The following is an 18,184-nucleotide window of genomic DNA, read 5'->3' on the forward strand; positions in this document are numbered from 1 at the left end:
ATGTTATTTAGTGTATTTTATGTCGGTGACTCTTGCCAAGGTTGGTTTTTTTCAAAAGGAAGCTTTGTTTACCCAAATTATTCAGATAAAAATCTCTTTTTTCAAAGGAAAGTTGGCAAAGCCTTAGTAATGTGAGTAATTAAATCGCTTACTCTTTCTCTAGCTTGACCAGGCAATCCGATGTAATATCTGCAATGGTTCTTGCACCAGTCAATGTCATTGCCACACGCATTTCTTTCTCAATCAAATCTAGTAAATTACTTACCCCAGAACCGCCGGCAGCACCAAGTGCGTATACAAATGCACGACCAAGCATGCAAATATCTGCACCCATAGCCAACATACGTACCACATCAAGACCGTTACGAATCCCTGAATCTGCTAAAATTTTGATGTCACCTTTGACCGCACTTGCAATTGAAGGAAGCGCACGAGCAGAAGACAAAACACCATCAAGCTGACGACCACCGTGATTGGAGACCACAATTCCATCTGCTCCGAAACGTACCGCATCCTTGGCATCCTCAGGATCTAAAATCCCCTTAATAACCATGGGACCCTCCCAATAATCACGAATCCACTCAAGATCTTTCCAAGAAATTGAAGGGTCAAAGTTATTTCCCAGCCAACCGATATAATCTTCCAGACCTGTCGGCTTACCTAAATATTTCGAAATGTTACCCAAATCATGCGGACGACCCAATAAACCGACATTCCAAGCCCAGTGTGGGTGCATACACGATTGCATATAACGACGTATTGCAGCATTTTTACCACTCATTCCTGAATGTGCATCACGATAACGCGCACCTGGAACAGGCATATCGACTGTGAATACTAAGGTAGAACAGCCTGCGGCTTTAGCACGTTCCAAGGCATTTTTCATAAAACCACGGTCACGTAGTACATACAGTTGAAACCACATCGGACGTTGAATCGCAGGTGCCACTTCTTCAATTGGACAAACTGAAACTGTTGATAAGGTAAATGGAATGCCCTTTTTATCTGCGGCAACCGCGGCTTGAACTTCACCACGACGCGCATACATACCCGTTAGACCTACAGGTGACAATGCCACTGGCAACGCCAAATTTTCACCAAACAATTGCGTTTCTAAGCTCAGCTCAGACATGTCATTTAACACACGTTGACGTAAAGCGATTTTTGATAAATCGTCTACATTACGCTTTAAAGTATATTCCGCATAGGCACCACCATCGATGTATTCAAATAAAAATGGCGGTAAACGACGTTTCGCAGCTTCACGATAGTCATTTGCAGAAGAAATAATCATAACTTATGTCCTATTTAATCGACTCGAACGTTGACGACGAGCTTCTTCTTCATCGATCATACGTACGCGTTGAACAACAAATTCAATATGCCCACAAGCTGCCTTACGTGCAGTCTCTGAGTCTTGACGTTCAATTGCGTCCATCACCTCAAAATGCTGGTCATGCAATTGTTCAAAATGTTGTGGTGTGGTGTAAACTTTACGTCGCCCTAACATCACGTTGTCTTGCAATAAATCAAACAAACTACGCATCATTTGGATCAGCACTAGATTGTGGGATGCTTCTGCAATCGCCAGATGAAAATTCGCATCCGCTATTGCTGCGTGGGCATCATCACCTAAAGCCTGAAAATGGCTAATCTGCTCAAAACATTGACGAATATTGATCAAATCACTGGGTGTGGCACGTTGTGCGGCATACCATGCTGTACCACCTTCAAGCACCATACGAGCTTCTTGTACATCAAAACGATATTCAGGATCCTGATCCATCAAACCGGATAATGGCTCAACGATTTGATACTGTGACCAATGTGCAGGCAACTGCTTTAAATAGGTGCCTGCACCCGCTTTGCTCTGAATAATCCCTGCGGTAATCAGTTGTTGAATCGCCTCACGTAAAGAGCTACGAGACACACCTAACTGTTCACAGAGTTGGCGTTCAGCAGGCAATCGCTCTCCGACTTGCACATTATTTTTTTCAATCAACAGACGTAAACGCTGTACCACTTTGTCGGAGACTTTCATTTTTTTCCTTGACCCGTTTACGGAATCATCCACGGGAAAACATAAGCTTGTAAGGTCACAATAATACCAATCATCACCGTAAAGATAATGCTGTGTTTTACTGTAAATCTAAATAAATCAGATTCTTTACCAACTAAACCCACTGCTGCACAAGCAATCGCGATTGATTGAGGGGAAATCATCTTACCTGTTACTCCACCACTGGTATTGGCAGCAACTAACAAGACTTCAGGCACACCGATTTGCTGTGCTGTAGTTGCTTGTAACGCTGAAAACAATGCGTTAGCTGAAGTATCTGAACCTGTAAGAAACACTCCAACCCAACCCAAGAATGGTGAGAAGAAGGTGAAAGCCTGACCCGTATGTGCCAGTGCTAAAGCAAGCGTTGCTGACAGACCTGAATAGTTTGCAATGAACGCAAAAGCCAGTACCATACCAATCGAATAAATTGGGGTTTTTAGTTCATTCACGGTTTCAAAGAATGTCGAAACTGCCTCTTTAGGTTTCATGTTTAAATAAATAATCGTGATCAATGCCGCCAATATAATCGCCGTACCCGTTGCTGATAACCAATCAAACTTATAAATCGCATCATAATCTTTAATTTCAGGCACGACAGGTGGTAGCTTTTGAATCAATTGATGCAAATACGGCACTTTAATTGAAACTACTAAATCACTTAATGGGCCGTCCTTAACAAATAAATCTTTAAAAGGTTTGATGCTCCAGATCGTCACCATTGCTGTAAGTATCAGAAATGGAGACCAGGCTTTGGCTATCTGTGCCACACTATATTGTTTACGAGCTTGCTTGATAATAGTTTCATCTACCTGTATATTTTTGTCCTCAAAAAGAAAAATATGTTTTGGTTTCCAATACTTAAGTAAGATAGTTAAACTGATTAATGATGCAATTGCAGCAGTGATATCGGGTAACTCAGGCCCAACAAAATTTGATGTTAGATATTGCGCTAAAGAAAAAGATAAGCTGGCAACTAAAATAGCAGGCCAAGTTTCTTTAACCCCACGCCAACCATCCATGATTGCCATGATCCAGATCAATACAATTGGCACCATAAAGGGTAACTGACGACCAACCATTTGACTGATTTCCATGGTGTCAACACCTGAAACCTGCCCAGCGACAATGATCGGAATTCCCATTGCACCAAAAGCAACAGGTGCAGTATTAACTATCAGGCATAGCCCAGCCGCATATAAAGGCTTAAAGCCGAGTCCCACCAACAGTGCCGCAGTAATTGCGACGGGCGCACCAAAACCTGCCGCACCTTCTAAAAACGTACCAAAAGCAAACCCAACTAATAGCATTTGCAGACGTTGATCTTCTGTAATTGACAGAATAGACGAACGAATAACATCAAACTGTCCTGTTTTTACTGAAATCTTATATATAAAAACTGCACCGATAATAATCCATGCAATTGGCCACAGGCCGTAGAAGAATCCATAGACCATTGATGCTAATGCCATTCCAATTGGCATTTTGTATAAAAATAATGAGACCAGAAAGGCTAAAAAAACGGTAATTGTAGCGGCTACACTACCCTTCATGCGAAAAATAGCTAACGCTAAAAAAAAGAAAATAATTGGAACTAGCGCAATAGCACTCGAAATCCAGATATTGCCTATAGGATCATAAATTTGTTGCCACTGTTGAAGCATTGTCTACTCCTTGAAATGCTTAACTACTAGATTGAACAGTTTATTGTACTTAAACACTAAATTGGTATGACCAATTTAGTGTTTAAGAGATAAAATGTGCATTTTGTATTGGCGATATTAGTAATATTAGCCCAAAAACACAATATAAAAGATTTAATTTATTTTTTGGTATGACCAATTTTTATAATCTCTTAAAATTTTATATATTAGATTTCTTTCATAATTCACTTTTTACTCAGCTCAAAATTATAGATTCCCACAATTAAATTAAATCTTAATCCTAGTCTTTTGCCAGGGTTGCGATATCGCTCGGCAAGGATTTTGAAGGTTTTCAAAGTTCCAAATACCTGTTCAATCCCAATTCTTCTTTTATTGATTTCTTGGTTATAAAGTTTTAGCTCGAGATCTGGTTTTTAGTGCTTTTTTGCTTTTAATGGCCATAAACTATTTGGATACAATGTATAAATCCCTTGATAGCCTTTATTTGCAAGAGGCTTTGTTGCACAAACCTACCACTGAAAGCTTCTTGGGGAATATAATTTCTAAATGAAGAGGTCTGCACCCAAGATCTATCGTACAACCAGTTGATCTACCTACAATAAAGCCTTGCTCAGTCAAGGAAATACATCAATTTGGTTTGATTCAGCCATCCAATGGTCGCTCGATTGACTCAACAACTGCCGATGCAAAACTTGGATGAAAATGTACTAGCCCAACAACTTCATTCCACCAATCAAGAGCAGTTGATTGCCTATAAAGTGTCTTTATTTGGCTCTGACGTCAGTGTCGTTCAGCATGTGGTAGCAAAAACCCGAGGTGCACCGAAAGATTTAAGCCACCAAGTAGTTGGCTTTAGTACAAAGCAACAAGGTGAGGCTCAGTTATGTGTTACGTCGTGAGGATATTCAAGTGGTGGTAGCAGAGCGGATGTTCCTACGTGGATAATTGCTCAAAAAGATTTTATAATCGGTATTAATACCAATAATTTTGTCTTTATTGCTATGTATAGACTTAATCGTTTTGATTATTCGTCGAGAGCTTAAAGCCTTAGATGAAGTTTCAACCTTTTAAGTCAGCCAAATTTATCAGTGAATGATGCTACTCACTATTTAAAAACCTTAGATGCCAAAGTAATGCCTTCCAAGGTACAGTCCTTTGCTCAAAACTCTAAGCACTTAATACATAAACTGCATCAAAATCCGGAAAATGAAAAAGTATTTAGTTCATACGCCGCCCATGAATTGCGTAGTCCTTTAACCGCGATCAAAACTCATATTCAGCTTGCACAACTGATGGCAGAACAACAGGCAAGCTCGCCCAAATTGCAACAGAGCTTGCAGCAGGTACACCTTGGTATCCGCCGATGTACCCAGCTACTGGAACAGCTTCTAGCACTTTCATCTACCGATCAAGTACTGAGTGATATCTAGTACAGTATTGAAATTCCACGGCTCCTGACTCAGGTGATTGCCGATTTACAGTCGCTTTATCCGGAAATTGAACCCAGTTTAACAATTGACTGACCGAGCCTGACCCGAATTGCCCTACCCGATTTTGAACTAGATACCGTCTTTAAAAACCTACTTAACAATGCTCTATTGCATGCACAGGCAAACACCATTTCAATTGCTATGCTGCATGTGTGCTGATCATTCATAATGATAATCAAAGGTTGAAGATATGCATACTTGGGACAGCGTTTCTGGCATAAATCTCCCTAGCAAAATGGGCATAGGCTAGACTTATATTTGATGAAAATGGTGTTAAACAAATATGGCTATCAGATTCAATTTACAGTGGCGCAACCTCAATATTTAAGCATTCACATCAGCCTCGCTGCAAGCGGATCACTTACTTATGAGAAGACAGGGCTAAATTTAAAGCTGGAATATCAACCCATGTCGTATCAGCAAAATCACGCTGCAAATACTGTTTTAAATAAGCAATGGTATCTTCAGCGATCAAGGGATCTTTGGAGTTATCTGCATGATTAAAAGCAATGGCATATAATTGAACCCCGCGGAGTTTTAACAACTCAAGACTCAGCAAGGTATGATTAATACTGCCTAAACGCCCTGAAGTGACGAGAATCACCGGATAATTATGTGTCTGAATATAATCAATAGTCAGGAACTCTTCGGTTAAGGGCACCATCAGACCACCGGCACCTTCCAGCAAAATACAGTCGTAGGCCGCAGCCAGCTGTTCGGTAGCCTGATGAATCTGTTCAAAGTTAATGGCTCGCCCATCCAGCCGCGCAGCAAGATGCGGTGAAGCCGGATACGTAAAAATTTCCGGCATGGTCAGTTTTTGCTGGTCTTCCTGTAACAATCCACAACCCATAATTGCACGATGCTGTTCGATATCTTCTGATATATCGACATTTCCGGTCTGGATCAGCTTTTGGGTTATGGTACGAATGCCCTGCTCATTCCAATTTTTGGCCAGAAAACCAGTAGTAAAGGTTTTACCAATTGCGGTATCAATGCCGCTGACAAAATAAATCTGTGCGCTCATGCTGTCTTCCGTGCAATGACATAAACCGGATGATAGGTCAGTGCATACTGTTTGCTTTCAGGGTCTTGGAATTGTTGATAGCCGGTATAAAAATCCTGTAAGGACGATTTTGTCCACCGAAACCCCTGTGCCGTCGCCTGTACACCAGTGGCTTTGATATGCTGTAACACCTGTTTCGGATGCTCAAAATGCAAGGTCATCTGTTCTTCTGTCTGCAGCAGAATGTCAAAGCCTAAGGATTCAAGCAGTTCACAGACCTCCGCTAAAGGCAGATAATCCAGGCCTTGTCCGGTCAGTGCCTTAATTTCCTTTAAATTATTGTCCGTATAACTGGCAAAACACAGATGCCCAGAGGGATTTAAGGCCTGCGCAATGTTGAGCAACAATGCTTTTAAATCCGAGATCCATTGCAATGCAGAACACGACAGCACCATGTCCAGAGACTGCGGCAGTGGCAAGGTTTCAATATTACCAATTCCCCACAAAAGCCGATCAGCTTCCGGGAAATGCTGCTTCACTTCGGCATATAGATCATTTAAAAATAAATGATCAAAGCTGTAATACTGCATAAAAAGCCGGGTAAAAAACCCTGAACCGCAGCCAATTTCCAATACTCTTTGCAAATGTGGTTGTGCTACATGCTGCTGCATGAACTGCATCAACTCTGCCGCTACGGCACTTTGTACAAGCGCATGCTGCTCATAACTGAGATTTGCCTGAGCAAAACGTTGGGCAATTTGTTTGCTGTTCATCGCGGCAAATTCCTCAGCACCTGCAGACATGCATCCAGCTCATCCGCAGAAATGTTCTGATTCAGGCAGATTCTGAGTCTGGAGGTATTGGCAGGAACCGTTGGCGGACGTACTGGTAGCACATAAAATCCCTGCTGTTGCATAATTTCAGCCGCCTGAATGGTGCGTTTTGCCTCACCAATCAGTACCGGCACAATTTGCGAAGTTGACGGACAGTGATATCCCAAGTCTTGAATGCCCTGCTGACAGCGTACAGCCAATGCTGCCAAATGTACTCGTCCCGCCTGAAGCTGCTGTACCTTCTGAAAAATAAATCTAGTCCAGGCCATACATAGTGGCGGCTGGGCGGTACTAAAAATTAAAGGTCGCATGCTATTAATCAGATAGTCACGAATCACTGGCGCACAGACCAGATAACCACCAACTGAAGCCAAAGCCTTGCCAAAGGTACCGACCAGGAAGTCAATCTGATCCAATACTTGATACTGTTCTGCGCAGCCCAATCCACGTTCACCGCGCACACCAATTGCATGTGCCTCATCGACATAGAGCATGACTTTTGCAAACTGCTGTTTTAATGCCACCAAAGCAGCTAAATCTGTTTCATCCCCATCCATACTGAAAATTGATTCAGTTACCACAATAATGCGCTGGATAGATTCATCTGACTGATATTTTTCTAAAAACTGAGTCAAATGCTGCAGGTCATTATGGCGGTAACGCACATAGCCAGCTTTAGATAAACGAATCCCGTCGATAATACTGGCATGTACCAGTTTGTCAGCAATGATCATGGTTTTAGCATTACTGAGCGCAGGAAGAATCCCGATATTCATGTGATAACCACTATTAAACAGCAGTACTGAACGTCCAAAAGCCTGTGACATCTGTGCTTCAAGTTGTTCAAAATTGGGAAAGTTTCCTGTCAGTAAACGTGAAGAGCTTGAACTCATATATCGCTCAGACATCGGCGTGAGGTCAAAAAATTCTTCACGTAGCGTTAAGTTGGATGCCAGACCTAAATAGTCATTGGATGCCAGATTCAGCATCTCTTGGCCATTGAGTTGCAATCTTGGCTGGCTAGAAATATTGGACTTAAACTGGCGATATTGCCCTTGCTGTTTCAAGTCATCTAGCTGCTGCTGGAAATGCTCAAGATGGTTCATGCTACTGCCTCTATCTGCTGAATCATCTCCCGCATATGCTTTAATAAAGTTTCAAGTTGCTGTGTTGAAATTACATATGGCGGCATGACATAGACCAGACGGCCAAAAGGACGAATCCAGACGCCACGGCATACACATTCAGCCTGAAAACGCGCTAAATCAATAGTTTGATGTAGCTCAACCACGCCAATTGCGCCGAGGACACGCACATCTTTGACTTGTGCCAAGGATTTTAAATCCAGTAAATATTGTTCTAGTGTACTTTCAATCTGTTGAATACGCGTCTGCCAGTCTTGAGCCAGTAACAGCTGGGTACTTTTTAATGCGACCGCACAGGCCAACGGATTAGCCATAAAAGTTGGGCCATGCATGAACACACCCGCTTCACCACTTGAAATCGTCTCTGCTACATGGCGAGTGGTTAAGGTCGCTGACAAGGTCATATAACCACCAGTCAATGCCTTACCGATACACATAATGTCTGGTGTGACCTGAGCGTGTTCATAAGCAAATAGTTTTCCAGTGCGGCCAAAACCGGTGGCAATTTCATCTAAAATCAGCAGTACATCGTACTTTTCACACAACAACTTAGCTTGCTTTAAATATTCTGGATGATAGAAACGCATCCCGCCTGCACCTTGCACAATCGGCTCAATGATCATGGCAGCAATCTGTTGATGCTGCTGTACCAGCAGGCGCTCAAGTGGCTGTATATCTTCGGGTTGCCATGCCCCATCAAAACGGCTTTGAGGTGCCGGAACAAATAAACGGTTCGGCAAACTCGAACCAAAAATTTGATGCATACCAGTTACAGGATCACAAACCGACATGGCATTCCAGGTGTCGCCATGATAGCCAGAGCGTGTGGTAACAAAGTTAGTTTTTTGTGGTTGCTGACGTGCATTCCAATATTGCACAGCCATTTTCAACGCCACCTCAACCGCGACCGAGCCGGAATCGGCAAAGAAAATTTTATCCAGTTCAGGCGCCGTGATCTCGAGTAGCAGTTTAGACACATCAATCGCAGGCTGATGAGTCAAACCACCAAACATGATATGTGACATCGACTCTAATTGTTTTGTTACAGCCTGATTGAGTTCAGAATGATTATAACCGTGAATTGTGCACCACCAGGACGACATGCCATCAATCAGCTCGGTACCATCTTCAAGTTCAATGACTGCACCATGTGCAGCTTTAACTTTGTAACATGGCAAGGGTTGTGTCATGGAGGTATAAGGATGCCAAATATGCTGTTGATCAAAAGCGTCCTGCACAGAATTTACCCCAATTATTAAAACTAAAACTGATCTTAGCGCGTTAAATCTGAAAATGAAACGTCAAGAGCTACCAATCTCTTTTTGCTTAAGCCAGATCGGCTAAAAATTTTAAAATTGGCTCAACGAGTAACTTGGTATCAAAAAGGATGGCATCGTGCGTGCCCTGTATTTTTACCAAATTCAGATTTTGGGTTGTTAAAAACACGGATTCTTGACTAACTTTGTAAGGAACCAACATATCATTCTCGGAAAATATAAATAGCATCTTGACTGAATGATTTTTTAAGATATCCACTAGATTTAATTGCTGCAATAGATAAAGATGCTTAACCTGATAGTTTAAATCAATACTATTTAACTGTTGGTGCAATAATTTTGCACGTTCACGCGCTGCTGCGCCAGCTAAAGTGACCAAGGTACAGAAGCGCTGCATCCCGCGTTTTGGATCAGCCAGTATGGAGGATTTAAATTGTGTATATTGTTCAACTGGCATTGCCTGTGGCCATGCTTCGTTGGCCACGAAACAGGGATTTGACATACAGCAAATCACTGGCTTGGCAATTTTCAATTGTTGCTGGATTTCATTAGCCAGCAAAAGTGCCAACTGTCCACCCAAAGACCATCCCATCAAGACATCAAAAGAACTCGCCTGCCTAACTTTTTCGGCCAAAATACTTTCCACGTTAGGATCAAAAATATCCCATACTTCAACTTGATGCTGCTGCCGTAACTGTTCTACAAACGGGGTTAAGACCGCTGTTCCTAGCCCCCAACCCGTAATCATCAGTATCTTCATTTTGTCTGCTCCAATAAAAAGGGACCAATTCAAGTTGAAATGATCCCTGTTTGTTACACGATTAATTAAGCAGGTTGCATCGCATCTACAGCCAATTCTTTAGCTGTTTTCTTGGCAGCTTCAGCTTTTAAGCCTAATTTAGCAAACAAGGCTTTGTCTTTACCTTCACCACTGTTCGGGGCAGTAAGCAATTTATCACCTGAAAATAATGAGTTAGCTCCAGCCATAAATGCCAGTGCCTGATCAGAGTCAGAGAGAGATTCACGACCTGCCGACAAGCGGATATAACTCTTCGGCATAATAATCCGTGCTACCGCAATAGTACGAATCCAGTCAATCACATCCAGTTTTTCAACATCGGCCAGTGGTGTGCCTTCAATAGGAACCAGCATATTTATGGGCACCGAACCCGGGTGAATCGGCATAGTCGCTAGTTCAAATAACAAACCGACTCGGTCTTGTACGCCTTCGCCCAAGCCGACAATACCGCCACTACAGACATTAATTCCGGCATTACGCACATGATCAAGCGTATTTAAGCGGTCATCAAAGCTACGTGTACTGATGACATTGGCATAATATTCACGTGAGGTATCAAGGTTGTGGTTGTAATAATCTAGCCCTGCATCTTTCAGACGTTCCGCTTGTGAGGCATTCAGCATCCCTAGGGTCATACAGGTTTCCATGCCCAGTTTCTTGACTTCCTGCACCAATTCCAGCACATACGGCATATCGCGTTCATGCGGGTTACGCCATGCTGCGCCCATGCAAAAACGGGTCGAACCGGAAGCTTTGGCCTGTTTGGCTTCAGCAATCGCCTTTTGTACTTCTACGCGTTTTTCAATTTCCAGATCAGTATCATAATGTGCAGATTGCGAACAGTATTTACAATCTTCCGGACAACGGCCCGTTTTAATTGAAAGCAGAGTACTGACCTGAACAGTATTCGGTTCAAAGTTTTGGCGATGAATTTGCTGTGCCTGAAACAGTAAATCCATTAAAGGCAAGTCATAAATTTCTTGTATTTCGGCACGTGACCAATCATTACGGATCATCTTGTCTGCATCATCTAAAATTCCATTGAGTAAATCATACGCTGTTTTTTTTATTTTTCTTTAGCGTTTTCTTTCATATTCATTGCCTGCTTAAAATAGCTTTAGTGTATCAAGCTATTTTGAAAGCTTATTTAACTCGAATCCTGCTTAAGCCGATGATTCCTTAATTTGAATTGTTGGCTTATTTTGATGAGTGAGTTGATATGCACATAGTGAGGCGTAAATTCCACTCAGAAACCCATGAAGACTACGTGCTTTACTCGTCACTAAATTGTATTGCCCCTTCAATAAACTGAATAATGTTTCTATCTTATTGCGTTGTCTTAGGTGATATTCATCTGATGCACAGAGTTGAATAGCCTGCATATTCTTTCGATGATAAGTAATTAAATCAATACCTTGATATTTCAATCTAATTTTAATTCTTGGCTGATGTAACCTCGATACCCGTAAAGTTTTGCTTTTATACCAGCAACCAATTGCTCCACCATTTTTATATCAGCAACATGTCCATTCGATAAAGCAAAACAGGCAATTTCACCAAATTGATTCATCGCAATATGTAATTTACAGCCATAAAACCAGCCCATTGAGCTTCTACCACGTGATGCAATTTGGACTAATGATTTATGATGCTGAATACGTTGATTTTTACAAACTGGCAGAGTTGTTGAATTAATCCATAAATATTGTGTACCTTGGCCTTTCATCAGTGCCACATGTAAAGCGTGTAGAGCTAATTCATGCATATTGATCAGATGAATCATCCTTTGATAGCAAGGCAAGTACTTAAATAAATGGCTTTTATCTTCTTTCAACCAGGTGAAAAAGGCTTTGAAATTATTGAAATGAGAGCATTTGTACCAAATGGCAATAAAGCAGATTTCTGAAATTGTAAGTTGAGCAGTTCTGATTCTTAAGGAACCACGGTTTTGTTTGAGAAATTCCCAATAAGTTGCTTCAAATTTAAGAAAAAATCATCAATTACGCAGAATAATTCGGTACTATTGAACATCAGGACTAGAGTTGTGAGTTTGGTGTGGTAACTCAACTGATGGCTCTAGTCCTCTTATTTTTCAAGTCAATTTCTTATCCGCGATTCGGGTTAATTAAGGATGCATAAGCTTCCTTTTTTATAGACAAATGCACAAGAAACAATACTATAACTTTACACTAGTTCTATCTGCATACCTTTGATTTATACTAGCCGGATAACATTACCGGCTTTAAATCAGTTTAGCGACTTTATGAACTTAAAGAAAAATAAAAGACAGCTTGTCTGGGGTTTAAATCTGCTTGCATCGATGATGTATGGCAGCTTTGCTCATGCACAGAGCATCAGCTTTCAGGACGCTGAACGTCAGTTGTTGCAAAATTCTTATAGCAGCCAAGCCTATCAAAGTCTGGAACAGGCCTCAAAACTTGAAGCTGAAGCAGTGAAAGGTATAGGTCTGCCACGAGTCGACCTGAATGTTCGTGCGTATGCCTTTCATAATGAACTCGATCTGCCTTTGGGTGCATTAAAAAATAATTTAGAGCAATCCTTAACGGATGGTGTAAATAATAGAATTGATGAACTGAACTTAGGGGGTCTGGCTGACCCGCTAAAAAATAGTTTAAGACAACCTATTCAAAATGGAGTTGGCTTAATTCCTGATAGTTCGCATGTCGTGCTGGATGATCAGGTGATTCGCCCGACGGTTTCAGTCATGATGCCGCTTTATACCGGTGGACTGACAAGCAGCGCTAAAGAAATCGCCAATATTCAGGTCGGTCGTAGTCAGCTCAGCAACAAACAGCAGCAAGATACGCAGCGTTTTGAACTGATTCAAAGTTATTTCAATTTGCAGCTTCAAAAGCAACTGCATGCAGCTGCGCTGTTTAACCTGAATGCCATGCAGCAGCATTATCGCAATGCCTTAAAGATGGAACAGCAAGGTTTTATCAGTAAAGGCCAGCGCATGCAGTTTGAAGTGGCACGCAATAATGCCGAGCGCAGCCAGCAAAACACACAAGCCAATTTGAATGCTGCCCTGTTCCAGCTGAATAATCTGCTTCAAGGAAGTAGCATCACCGAACTTTCGACGCCTTTATTTGTCAATAAAACCGAGCCACAGGCCTTAAATCATCTGCTGAAAACTTTTAGTCAAAACTCTGCGTTGATTCAAAAAATGCAGCTGGATACCCAATTGGCTCAAGCCAATGTCAAAGCCCAGCAAGCAGCGAAAAAACCGAATGTTTTTGCTTTTGGCGAATATAGTCTGGATCAAAATGAAAACTGGATTGTCGGAGTTGCCGCACGCTATAACCTGTTTTCCGGGATCGATAAAAACAAAAATATTCAGGCTGCCGAACTCAAACGCTCTGCCACAGAACTGCTCACTGCACGCACCCAGCAGGAAATTGAAAATCTGATTTATAAATCTTATAGCGAAGCACTCAGTGCACAGCAAAGTGATGCACTTCTGGCACAAAACTTGAAAGCCGCACAGGAAAATTTACGCATCCAAGAATTATCCTTTAAAGAAGATATGGGCACCGCCACACAGGTCATCGATGCACAAAATATGCTGAGCGGACTACGAGCTGAAACTGCCTTGAATGCCTACAAATATGTGATGTCACTGGCCACCCTATTACAAAGCCATGGCTCGATTGCAGAATTTCCGAACTACATCCAACATACCAACACCCACTATATTCGCTAATGGAGCCGAACATGAACGAAGATCAAAAACTCAATGATCCTGTGAATGAAGCGGCTTCATCCAGCGATACAGAAAAATCGCCTGCACAACAGGTAGAAACAAAAACTGAAATAGAAAACAACGCGACGACTTCGACCGAGCAACAACAAGCTCCTGAAATCGCTAAAAAGAAAAAATATTTATTGCTCGCCCTAATTCCAGTTCTGCTGGCAGTCATCGCATTTGGATTATGGAAAAGCTACCAACCGGCTCCGCTGGAATTGCAGGGTCGTGTAGAAGCTGAAACAGTTCAGGTGGCGACCAAAGTGCCAAGCCGTATTGAAGAAATTTATGTAGAAGAAGGTCAGCGGGTCAAAAAAGGCGATGTACTGGTGCGCTTAAACAGCCCGGAAATTCAGGCCAAAAAACAGCAAGCCGCAGCGGCTTTACAATCTGCGCTGGCCTTACAATCGACTGCTGAACGTGGCTCGCAAGAAGAAAATATCGCGAGCCTGTATGCCAACTGGCAATCGCTGAAAGCACAGCAAAATTTAGCCAAAGTTTCTTATGAGCGTGGTGCAAATTTATTTAAGGAAGGTGTGATTTCACGCCAGCGCCGTGATGAATTGTATGCAGCCAGTCAATCAGCAGCACAAATGACAGAAGCAGCGTATCAGCAATACGCACGTGCCAAACGTGGCAGCACTTCGCAGCAAAAGAGTTCCGCCGATGCACAGGTAGATATTGCCCAGGCTGCGCTGGATGAAGCCAATGCTTTAGAAGCAGAAACCCAATTAGTAGCACCTGTAAACGGAACGGTGTCTAAAACCTATGGCAAAGTCTCGGAGCTGGTAGCCACCGCAGTCCCTGTGGTCAGCCTGATTGAAGATCAAATGTGGGTGAGCCTGAATATTCGTGAAGACCAATATGCCCCGTTTCAGAAAATGAGCAGTATTGAAGGTTATATTCCCGCCCTAGATAAAACCGCCACTTTTAAAATCAAGCAGATCAGTGCCGAGGGCGAATTTGCCACCATTAAGACCACACGCCAAACCGGCGGTTATGATGTACGAAGTTTTAAGCTGCATCTTGTGCCCGCACCAGCAATTCCTGAACTCAGAGTCGGGATGAGCGTGTTATTTAAACTGAAAGAGACCCGATAATGTGGACGGGTATATGGCGCGAACTGCGCTATCTGCTCCGAGAAAAATGGGATCTGTGTCTGGTCACGCTGGCACCTGCACTGGTGATTATTTTATTCAGCAGCATGTTTGCTCAAGGGAAACCGGATCATTTACCGATTGCGATTATTGATCAAGACCAGAGTGCGCTGAGTCAAAGCATTTATCAGCATGTGGCGCTGAATCATACTCTTAAAATTGCTACGGTGTCGGAACAAACAGCTGAGATTGAGCGCCTGCTAAATCAAAATAAAATTTGGGGTTATATCCATATTCCCAGCGGTGCCGAGCAACGTCTGGTTCGTGCCCGGGATGCTGACATCAGTATTGCCTTTAACCAGAGTTATTTCAGTATCGGAAATACCATCTCCTCTGCCATGCTGGTCAGTACCCTGCAAGCACTGGCTGAATTTGGCGGACAGCAATATCTGGGCAACCGGCTGCCTTCTCTCGAAGCACCGTCGCCGCATATCAAAATATCGCCGCTGTATAATCCACAACTGAATTATGAATTCTATCTGGAACCCTATGTCATTCCGGCAATTCTGCATTTACTGCTATGTTGTTGTGTGGCATTTTCCGTCGGTCAGGAACTGAAGCGACAGACCTTAACAAGCTGGATCAGCAACTCGTCCATCTGGATGGCATTGCTGTCTAAGAACCTGGTCTATGTGGCTATTTTTAGTCTATGGACCTGGATCTGGATGTTCTGGCTGATTGAGATTCGCGGCTGGTTTGTTGCCGGCTCACTCAGCCTGATTCTATTGGCGCAATTTCTGCTGTATAGCGCCTATGCATTTTTAAGCAGTGCAGTGGTTCTGGCGACCAAAGATTTAAGTAAATCTTTCGGCCTCATTGCGGTCTATGGGGGTTCATCGTTGAGCTTTGCCGGTGTGACCCTACCTTTAAATAATGCGCCCCTGTTCACCCAGTTTTGGGCCAATATTATTCCATTTACGCCCTATGCCAAATTACAAACTGAACAATGGGTGATTGGTAGTCCAGTACATATTTCACTGCAAGCTGGATTGATGCTGTTGATCTATGCCCTAGTCTACGCTCTGCTGGCTTATCTATTTCTTAAAAAAATCGCCAAAGGAGCAACACCATGAAATCCCTTTGGTTTTACTATCTACAAAGCTTTAAAGATATCGTCAGTCACGGCACGATCTTTACCACGCTGATTCTATCCGTCTTGTTTTACAGCTTTTTTTATCCGACCGCTTATCAGGCACAGCAGGCTGAAGCCTTACCGATTATTATTGTCGATGAAGAACAAAGTAGCTTAAGTACCCGCATTATTGGTCAGGTGGCACAAAGCCCCAATGTCGAAATTCAGGCGATTACCGGAAATTTTGCCGAAGCCAAACAAGGGGTGGAGTCACAAAAAGCTGATGGCATTTTACTGCTACCGGACAATTTATCGCAAAGCTTAAGGCATGGTGAAACAGGTGGCATTGGCCTGTATTTAAGCACAGCCAACTTTTTAGTGACCAAACAAATTGGTCTGGGCTTAGCCACATCGGTTGAGCAAACGTTGGCAGACTATACTGAACGCTTTGGCGAGGTCTCGGATTTTTCACCCGCTCTTTCTGTGCATCAAATTCCTTTATTTAATCCGCTGTCCGGCTATGGCAGCTATGTCTTTCCTGCGGTTGCACCCTTAATTATCCACCAAACCATTCTTTTAGGTTTGAGTATGCTGATTTTGGTATATCGGGAAAGAAAAATAGAATTAAACGTAAATGCATTGACTGGGATGTGCTTAGCCGTCTTCACCATCGGCTGTCTGGGATGTTTCTATTTATTCGGTTTCAGCTTCTGGCTGTTTGATTATCCGCGCGGTGGCAACCTTCTCGGGATGCTACTGGCTGTTCCAGTTTTTATCTACACGATAATGGGCATGACCTGCCTATTTGCCAGTTTTCTGGATCTGCCGGAACGTGCGGGGCATGTCATTGTATTCACTTCTATTCCGCTGTTCTTTTTATCTGGTGCGGCCTGGCCGCATGCTGCCATGCCCACCTGGATGCAAGTCGTTGGCGAAATCCTGCCCTCTACCCAAATTGTGCAGATGTTTATTCAACTCAATCAAATGGGTGTGACTACAACACTGATCTTGCCTAAACTGCTCTATCTTGGAATGATCGGTAGCTTGTGCTTTTTCCTGGCTTATCGACGTTTAATTTCAAACTGTGGAACTTTCTAGCTAGATGTTTAGTCCCAGATTTTAATGGTGCAACATTCTTAGAGAAATGGAAGGAAGCACTATGGGACAAGTTCTACACAGCAGCGTCACAACGACACAGACAGTGCGTCGAGCAATACAAAATAGTCAAGAGAGCTCAAGAACGCTAGCCAAGCTTTACGGCATCAATCAAAAAACCGTCGCAAAATGGAAGAAACGTACTTCAGTAGATGATCTTACAACCGGCCCAAAGAATCCTCGCTCAAGCGTGTTATCGCCTGAAGATGAGGCGGCAATTGTTGCTTTTCAAAAACGCACTTTGTTGCCGCTAGACGATTGCCTTTATGCATTGCAGCCGAGTATTCCTTATCTGACACGCTCGTCGTTACACCGCTGCTTGCAGCGGCATAGTATTTCATGACTGCCTAAGGTACAAGGTGATCGCCCTGTCAGGAAGCGCTTCAATTGTTACTTTCATATCGACATCGCTGAGATGCAAACAGCACAGGATAAGCTTTATCTCTTCGTGGCTTTATTGCATAAATATTTTTCACGATACTGATTTTTAAGGGTCTTATAAAACTTTAATAAAAAATAAATATAATAAAATCATAGTGTTAGTTATTAGTGTAGCAAAGCCTTTCAGGAGCACAAAGGTAAGGTAATAACATCTTTTTAATAGTGATATTTATTGCTCCCTATCCTTACATTAAAGTTTTATTTGGAAATTTACCTATCATTAACCCATTTTTCATTCATATTTCCTGTTATGTTGAGATTGCTTTAAGAGATATTAAATAATAAAATTAGTGATAATTATTATCATTTACATTAACTAA

Annotated in this window: 16 protein-coding genes and 2 pseudogenes; 7 read left to right on the forward strand and 11 right to left on the reverse strand. The window is 42.5% G+C overall.

The genetic code is table 11. The features are described from left to right. Nucleotides 1–148: 148 nt before the first annotated feature. The 4 genes from lldD to WFH18_RS06750 all read right to left on the reverse strand — a co-directional run bounded on the left by lldD (nucleotide 149) and on the right by WFH18_RS06750 (nucleotide 4,100). Entirely contained in the window at nucleotides 149–1,294 is a 1,146-nt protein-coding gene (gene lldD, locus WFH18_RS06735; protein ID WP_004282143.1) for an FMN-dependent L-lactate dehydrogenase LldD, read from the reverse strand. Nucleotides 1,295–1,297: 3 nt separating this feature from the next. Continuing rightward, entirely contained in the window at nucleotides 1,298–2,041 is a 744-nt protein-coding gene (gene lldR, locus WFH18_RS06740; RefSeq protein WP_004282146.1) for a transcriptional regulator LldR, read from the reverse strand. A 17-nt stretch (nucleotides 2,042–2,058) separates the two neighbouring features. Beyond that, entirely contained in the window at nucleotides 2,059–3,723 is a 1,665-nt protein-coding gene (gene lldP / locus WFH18_RS06745) for an L-lactate permease (protein ID WP_004282148.1), read from the reverse strand. A gap of 224 nt (nucleotides 3,724–3,947) precedes the next feature. Then, the gene (locus WFH18_RS06750; RefSeq protein ID WP_370940781.1) at nucleotides 3,948–4,100 is read right to left on the reverse strand and encodes a hypothetical protein; all 153 of its coding nucleotides are present in this window, start codon (nucleotides 4,098–4,100) and stop codon (nucleotides 3,948–3,950) included. Nucleotides 4,101–4,388: 288 nt separating this feature from the next. On the opposite strand from WFH18_RS06750, the gene WFH18_RS06760 reads away from it, so the two are divergent. Both WFH18_RS06760 and WFH18_RS06765 read left to right on the forward strand, forming a co-directional pair. After that, entirely contained in the window at nucleotides 4,389–4,622 is a 234-nt protein-coding gene (locus tag WFH18_RS06760; protein WP_225554309.1) for a hypothetical protein, read from the forward strand. A gap of 189 nt (nucleotides 4,623–4,811) precedes the next feature. Then, complete coding sequence (locus WFH18_RS06765) at nucleotides 4,812–5,153, forward strand: histidine kinase dimerization/phospho-acceptor domain-containing protein (protein ID WP_004282152.1); 342 nt, start codon at nucleotides 4,812–4,814, stop codon at nucleotides 5,151–5,153. Nucleotides 5,154–5,574: 421 nt separating this feature from the next. Here WFH18_RS06765 and bioD read toward each other — a convergent pair whose 3' ends face one another. The 7 genes and pseudogenes from bioD to WFH18_RS06800 all read right to left on the reverse strand — a co-directional run bounded on the left by bioD (nucleotide 5,575) and on the right by WFH18_RS06800 (nucleotide 12,304). Next, on the reverse strand, nucleotides 5,575–6,240 hold the full coding sequence (gene bioD, locus WFH18_RS06770; RefSeq protein ID WP_004733123.1) for a dethiobiotin synthase: 666 nt from the start codon (nucleotides 6,238–6,240) through the stop codon (nucleotides 5,575–5,577). Beyond that, on the reverse strand, nucleotides 6,237–7,022 hold the full coding sequence (gene bioC, locus WFH18_RS06775) for a malonyl-ACP O-methyltransferase BioC (protein WP_103800517.1): 786 nt from the start codon (nucleotides 7,020–7,022) through the stop codon (nucleotides 6,237–6,239). The genes bioD and bioC overlap by 4 nt, the downstream gene beginning before the upstream one ends. Continuing rightward, entirely contained in the window at nucleotides 6,989–8,158 is a 1,170-nt protein-coding gene (locus WFH18_RS06780; protein WP_100535634.1) for an 8-amino-7-oxononanoate synthase, read from the reverse strand. The genes bioC and WFH18_RS06780 overlap by 34 nt, the downstream gene beginning before the upstream one ends. Further along, entirely contained in the window at nucleotides 8,155–9,435 is a 1,281-nt protein-coding gene (gene bioA, locus WFH18_RS06785) for an adenosylmethionine--8-amino-7-oxononanoate transaminase (RefSeq protein ID WP_100358244.1), read from the reverse strand. Before bioA ends, WFH18_RS06780 begins: the two co-directional genes overlap by 4 nt. 88 nt (nucleotides 9,436–9,523) lie before the next feature. Next, a complete protein-coding gene (locus tag WFH18_RS06790; protein WP_103800515.1) occupies nucleotides 9,524–10,234 on the reverse strand; it encodes an alpha/beta hydrolase in 711 nt (236 codons plus the stop codon). Nucleotides 10,235–10,299: 65 nt separating this feature from the next. Next, a complete protein-coding gene (bioB, locus tag WFH18_RS06795) occupies nucleotides 10,300–11,289 on the reverse strand; it encodes a biotin synthase BioB (RefSeq protein WP_004812090.1) in 990 nt (329 codons plus the stop codon). A gap of 147 nt (nucleotides 11,290–11,436) precedes the next feature. Further along, nucleotides 11,437–12,304, reverse strand: a pseudogene (locus WFH18_RS06800) (IS982 family transposase). Between the two features lie 232 nt (nucleotides 12,305–12,536). On the opposite strand from WFH18_RS06800, the gene WFH18_RS06805 reads away from it, so the two are divergent. The 5 genes and pseudogenes from WFH18_RS06805 to WFH18_RS06825 all read left to right on the forward strand — a co-directional run. Next, nucleotides 12,537–13,997 carry a TolC family protein gene (locus WFH18_RS06805; protein ID WP_336754715.1) on the forward strand — a complete coding sequence of 487 codons (1,461 nt, stop codon included), beginning with the start codon at nucleotides 12,537–12,539 and terminating at the stop codon, nucleotides 13,995–13,997. Nucleotides 13,998–14,008: 11 nt separating this feature from the next. Next, nucleotides 14,009–15,139: an HlyD family secretion protein gene (locus WFH18_RS06810; RefSeq protein WP_103800513.1), complete on the forward strand. Its 1,131-nt coding sequence runs from the start codon at nucleotides 14,009–14,011 to the stop codon at nucleotides 15,137–15,139. Then, nucleotides 15,139–16,269, forward strand: coding sequence for an ABC transporter permease (locus tag WFH18_RS06815; protein WP_121980431.1), 1,131 nt, complete (start codon nucleotides 15,139–15,141; stop codon nucleotides 16,267–16,269). Before WFH18_RS06810 ends, WFH18_RS06815 begins: the two co-directional genes overlap by 1 nt. Further along, nucleotides 16,266–17,366 carry an ABC transporter permease gene (locus WFH18_RS06820; protein ID WP_336754716.1) on the forward strand — a complete coding sequence of 367 codons (1,101 nt, stop codon included), beginning with the start codon at nucleotides 16,266–16,268 and terminating at the stop codon, nucleotides 17,364–17,366. Before WFH18_RS06815 ends, WFH18_RS06820 begins: the two co-directional genes overlap by 4 nt. A gap of 61 nt (nucleotides 17,367–17,427) precedes the next feature. After that, nucleotides 17,428–17,880: pseudogene (locus WFH18_RS06825) on the forward strand (IS481 family transposase); the annotation flags it as partial. Nucleotides 17,881–18,184: the final 304 nt, after the last annotated feature.

The organism is Acinetobacter sp. USHLN143 (assembly GCF_037145695.1).
Lineage (GTDB): Bacteria > Pseudomonadota > Gammaproteobacteria > Pseudomonadales > Moraxellaceae > Acinetobacter > Acinetobacter fasciculus.

Excerpts from the sequence above, each read along its gene's own strand:
- lldD (WP_004282143.1), bottom strand. The coding sequence starts at position 1,294 with ATGATTATTTCTTCTGCAAATGACTATCGTGAAGCTGCGAAACGTCGT.
- lldR (WP_004282146.1), bottom strand. The coding sequence starts at position 2,041 with ATGAAAGTCTCCGACAAAGTGGTACAGCGTTTACGTCTGTTGATTGAA.
- lldP (WP_004282148.1), bottom strand. The coding sequence starts at position 3,723 with ATGCTTCAACAGTGGCAACAAATTTATGATCCTATAGGCAATATCTGG.
- bioD (WP_004733123.1), bottom strand. The coding sequence starts at position 6,240 with ATGAGCGCACAGATTTATTTTGTCAGCGGCATTGATACCGCAATTGGT.
- bioC (WP_103800517.1), bottom strand. The coding sequence starts at position 7,022 with ATGTCTGCAGGTGCTGAGGAATTTGCCGCGATGAACAGCAAACAAATT.
- WFH18_RS06780 (WP_100535634.1), bottom strand. The coding sequence starts at position 8,158 with ATGAACCATCTTGAGCATTTCCAGCAGCAGCTAGATGACTTGAAACAG.
- WFH18_RS06790 (WP_103800515.1), bottom strand. The coding sequence starts at position 10,234 with ATGAAGATACTGATGATTACGGGTTGGGGGCTAGGAACAGCGGTCTTA.
- bioB (WP_004812090.1), bottom strand. The coding sequence starts at position 11,289 with ATGATCCGTAATGATTGGTCACGTGCCGAAATACAAGAAATTTATGAC.
- WFH18_RS06805 (WP_336754715.1), top strand. The coding sequence starts at position 12,537 with ATGAACTTAAAGAAAAATAAAAGACAGCTTGTCTGGGGTTTAAATCTG.
- WFH18_RS06810 (WP_103800513.1), top strand. The coding sequence starts at position 14,009 with ATGAACGAAGATCAAAAACTCAATGATCCTGTGAATGAAGCGGCTTCA.
- WFH18_RS06815 (WP_121980431.1), top strand. The coding sequence starts at position 15,139 with ATGTGGACGGGTATATGGCGCGAACTGCGCTATCTGCTCCGAGAAAAA.
- WFH18_RS06820 (WP_336754716.1), top strand. The coding sequence starts at position 16,266 with ATGAAATCCCTTTGGTTTTACTATCTACAAAGCTTTAAAGATATCGTC.